Source organism: Anaerolineales bacterium (assembly GCA_022866145.1).
Classification (GTDB): domain Bacteria; phylum Chloroflexota; class Anaerolineae; order Anaerolineales; family E44-bin32; genus PFL42.
Genome location: JALHUE010000305.1, coordinates 1 through 4,127, shown reverse-complemented (window position 1 = coordinate 4,127; position 4,127 = coordinate 1). Strand labels below are relative to the sequence as shown.

Sequence of the window (4,127 nt, the reverse complement as noted above, 5' to 3'; positions counted from 1 at the left end):
GGTGACGACCAGTTCACCTCCCGGGTTCTCCAAGCTTGCGCACCCAGACTGCGAGTGATCTCCAAGTGGGGCACGGGCATCGATTCCATCGATCGTGAGGCGGCGACCCAACTGGGCATCCAGGTGTACAACACACCCGACGCCTTCACGCAGGCTGTGGCCGACTCGGTCATGGGCTATGCCCTGTGCTTCGCCCGAAGACTGATCTGGATGGATCGCGCCATGAAAGCTGGGCGATGGGAGAAGATCCCTGGCCGTGCGCTGCATGAGTGCAGTCTGGGAGTCATCGGCGTCGGCAACTGCGGGCGGGCGGTTCTGCGCCGGGCGCAGGCCTTCGGCATGCGCCTGCTGGGAAACGACATTGTCGCGATTGACCCCGGCTTCATCGCCCAAGTCGGGGTGGAGATGGTCAGCCTCGATGTCTTGCTGGATCAGTCGGACTTTGTCAGCGTGAACTGTGATCTGAATCCGACGTCCTTCCACTTGCTCAATGCTGCCCGCTTGGCTCGGGCGCGGCCGGGCGCCTTCTTGATCAACTGCGCCCGTGGGCCGGTGGTCGACGAGCCGGCATTGGCCGAGGCACTTGTTCGCGGCAAGCTGGGCGGGGCGGCGCTGGATGTCTTTGAGTCCGAGCCCCTTCCCTCCAGCAGCCCGCTGCGCGGCATGGACAATGTCCTGCTGGCGCCGCACAATGCCAACAGCAGCCCGGCAGCCTGGGAGCGGGTGCACGTCAACACGGTCAAGAACCTGTTCCTTGGATTGGGCAAGCCGTGGCGCTATCCTGCGCAGGAATCGTAGGCGCTGCCACCCAAGAAGACAGGGCGGGGGAGAGCCAATGACAAACCAACCTAGCCGACCGACTGCAGTGGTGACGGGCGCCGCCGGGGGGATTGGCCGGGCAACCGTTGGCGTGTTGGCCGACGCCGGGTGGCGCGTCGTGGCGGTCGACCGCCGGCTTGAGGCGGCGTTCCCAGCCGAGGTGCAGTTTGTCCAGGCCGACATCGCTCAACCCGAGGCCGTCGAGTCCCTCTTCGCTGACCTCGCCTCCAAGGTCGATGGTTTGCAGGCGCTGGTCAACAATGCTGCGATCCAGATCATCAAGCCCCTGATCGAGACCTCGGTGGCGGAGTGGGATGAGGTGATGAACGCCAACTTGCGTTCGATCTTCCTCACCGCCCGCCATGCCTATCCGCTGCTTGTGGCCGCCCGGGGTGCAATCGTCAACGTCAGCTCGGTCCACGCCCTGGCGACGTCGACGGACATCGCCGCCTACGCCGCCAGCAAGGGCGGGATTATGGCTCTCACCCGGGCGATGGCGCTCGAGTTTGGGCGAGAGGGAGTGCGGGTCAATGCCATCCTGCCGGGAGCAGTCGACACCCCCATGCTGCGGGCTGGCCTGAGTCGGGCACACGTCAGCGGCTCTTCGGTTGAGGAGCGCATGCAAGCCCTGGGGAAGAAGACCGTCCTGGGGCGGGTGGGTCGGCCGGATGAGATCGGCAAGGCAATTCTCTTCCTGTGTGACCCCGACCTTTCGTCTTTCGTCACCGGGCAGTCGCTGGTGGTCGACGGCGGGGCCACCGCCCGGCTGAGCACCGAGTAGCCCGCAGGTCGCCGCGGGATTCCCTCAGACCGAGCTTCCTTCAATGCTTCTGGGCCTCCTCCCTCCGCTGGCATTGGCGGTGACTGCGCTGGCAGCTGGCAACCGCTGGCCGAGCCTGCCCTGGCGCTTGGTCTTCCTGCGTGTGACTGTCGCCATCGGCGCGGCGATGGTTCTGGGAACCGAAGCGGTCGGTCGGGTCGGCGGCGTCACCCGGCCGGTGCTGACCGTCGCCTGGCTGCTGCCGATCGTGCTGAGCGGCATCTGGCTGATGCGGCGCACCAGGCACGACCGCCTGCGGAAGCTAGCCCCATCGCTGGCTGCGCCCGACATCGTCCTGCTGGTTGCGATGCTGGCGGCTGTGCTGCTGGTGGCGATCGTGGCCTGGGCTGCGCCCGTCCAGACCTGGGATTCGCTGACCTACCACATGTCCCGGGTTGCCCACTGGGCGCAGAACGCATCGTTGCGGCCGTTCGCCAGCGGGATCGAGCGCCAGCTGTACATGCCTCCCGGCGCGGAGATCGGCTTCCTGCAGGCGTATGTCCTGGGCGCCGGAGATCGTTGGGTCAACCTGGTCAACTGGACGGCGTGGGTGTGCAGCGCGATCTTGGCGAGCTTCGTCGCCGCCCGATTGGGAGCGCCGAGGACTGCACAGCTGGCAAGCGCAGCCCTCGTGGTCTCGCTCCCGATGGCCATCATCCAAGCCAGCAGCACCATGACGGATCTGCTGGTCGGGATGTGGCTGCTCGCCTGCGTGGGAGAGCTGCTCTGGATGCAGCAGACCACGTTGAGCCGAGGGTCAATCGCCTCGTTCGCCCTTGCTGCGGGGCTTGCCGCCAACACAAAACCCACCGCCTATTTCGTGCTGCTGCCGCTCGGTCTGTGGTTCGTGATCGGAACCGCGCGCAGGTCAGGCTGGGCCGCAGCCATCTCATCGACAGTCCTGGCGGGGGTGCTCTTCGGCCTGGTTCTCCTCCCTTACTGGAACCGGAACCTTCAAGTTTACGGTTCCGCCCTCGGGCCGGAGGGGCTGAGCCGTTTGTTCGCCAATCAGCGGCTGGACCCGCAGACCGTGATCTCAAACCTGCTTCGAAACGCCAGCCTGCACGCGGGAACGCCGTTCCCGAAGGTGAGTGCCGCGCTGACCGATGCGGTAGACCGGGCTCATGAGTTCCTGGGGATCGACCCGAACGACAGGCGGACGACTGCTTTCAGCGAGTGGACCCAGGTCGGAGGAATGAGCCTTTCGGAGGTCCGCACCGGCAACACGCTGCACGCCGCTTTGGTCGCAGCAACCTTCGTCCTCGTCCCCTTGCGTTGGCGCAGGATGACCCGCCAGATTGTGCTCTATGCCCTCGTCTTGGCGATGGCGGTCTTGTTGTATTCCCTGATCTTCAAGTGGCAGATCTTCGGTAACCGCCTGCACCTGCCGTTCTTCATGCTGGCTTGCCCCTTGATCGGTGCGGTTCTTGGCCGCGCCTTTCCGCCGGCCGTAGCTGCAGGCTTGGGCCTGGGGGCGATTCTGCTGGCCTGGCCGTGGCTTACGCGTATCGCTTCCCGACCGCTGCTTGCCGCCGAGCCGAGCAGGAGCACTTTGACGGCGCCGCGGTTGGAGCAGGTCTTCTACTACAACCCGGACCTGGCGTCGTTCTACCCCCGATTGACGAATCCTGTTCTCGAGGCTGCCTGTCAGCAGATCGGCATCGCGCTACTGGGCGATGGCGCCGAGTATCCGCTGTGGTCTATGCTGGGCGCGCCTCGGCAGGATCTTCGGATCGAGTGGCTGGTCTCCGGCGCGCCATCGGCGAAGTTCGCCGACCCTGACTTCACACCGTGTGCTGTCATCTGCCAGGGATGTCCGCCGGAGGACGAGACCTGGGGCGGATTGCCTCGGCGGGTGACGGTGGACAAGTACGCCCTGTTTCTGGCCGAGTGAGATCGGGTTGGGCCGACCCTTGACAGAGCCCGGCGATTGCGCCAGCCGGAGCGTGGCCATGGCCATCGGCTCCGGGACGAAGACGGACGACCGCCGACGGCCCGCTTGCCCCGCAGCTGGCTCGGTCCGGGTGGTTCCAGACGAGCGACCGAGGCTTGAGGTGAGTGGCGTGAACGCATCTCTCTATTCACCCGGACGTTTGCCGGTCAGCCCAGCCGCCGACCCCCGGGCATCGCCGGGAATGTTCGGCTCGGGGATGAGGACCTCTTGACGAATCCCAAAGAGTCGCTGAAGCGCTCCTTGCCGCCGCGCCTCCGTGCCGTCGGTTCTGACGTGTACTGGTGGTGGCTGAACCGCGGCCAGCACCGCGCGGCTGCTCTGGCCAGCACCTCGCGCAGCCGAAGCGTACGGGCTCTCAAGGATTACCGGGATGTCCACCGCGGCCAACGATGCTTCGTCCTCGGGAATGGGCCCAGCTTGCGACGGACCGACCTCGCACCGCTGCGAGATGAAGTGACGTTCGGGTTGAATCGCGTCTATCTCCTCTTCCCTGAGATGGGATTCGCAACGACGTATTTCGTAGCGGTGAATACC

At 65.6% G+C, this 4,127-nt stretch carries 4 protein-coding genes; all 4 read left to right on the top strand.

What is annotated here, in order from left to right; translation table 11 throughout:
• Nucleotides 1-798: hypothetical protein (locus tag MUO23_09410; GenBank protein MCJ7513169.1), on the top strand; the 798-nt coding region annotated here is incomplete at its 5' end.
• 37 nt (nt 799-835) lie between these two features.
• A complete protein-coding gene (locus MUO23_09405; GenBank protein MCJ7513168.1) occupies nt 836-1,600 on the top strand; it encodes an SDR family oxidoreductase in 765 nt (254 codons plus the stop codon).
• Between the two features lie 43 nt (nt 1,601-1,643).
• Nucleotides 1,644-3,533 carry a hypothetical protein gene (locus MUO23_09400; GenBank protein ID MCJ7513167.1) on the top strand — a complete coding sequence of 630 codons (1,890 nt, stop codon included), beginning with the start codon at nt 1,644-1,646 and terminating at the stop codon, nt 3,531-3,533.
• 267 nt (nt 3,534-3,800) lie between these two features.
• Nucleotides 3,801-4,127 (top strand): hypothetical protein (locus MUO23_09395; GenBank protein MCJ7513166.1); only part of this gene is annotated, 327 nt, incomplete at its 3' end.

Coding starts and splice junctions, on each gene's coding strand:
- MUO23_09405 (MCJ7513168.1), top strand. CDS start 836: ATGACAAACCAACCTAGCCGACCGACTGCAGTGGTGACGGGCGCCGCC.
- MUO23_09400 (MCJ7513167.1), top strand. CDS start 1,644: ATGCTTCTGGGCCTCCTCCCTCCGCTGGCATTGGCGGTGACTGCGCTG.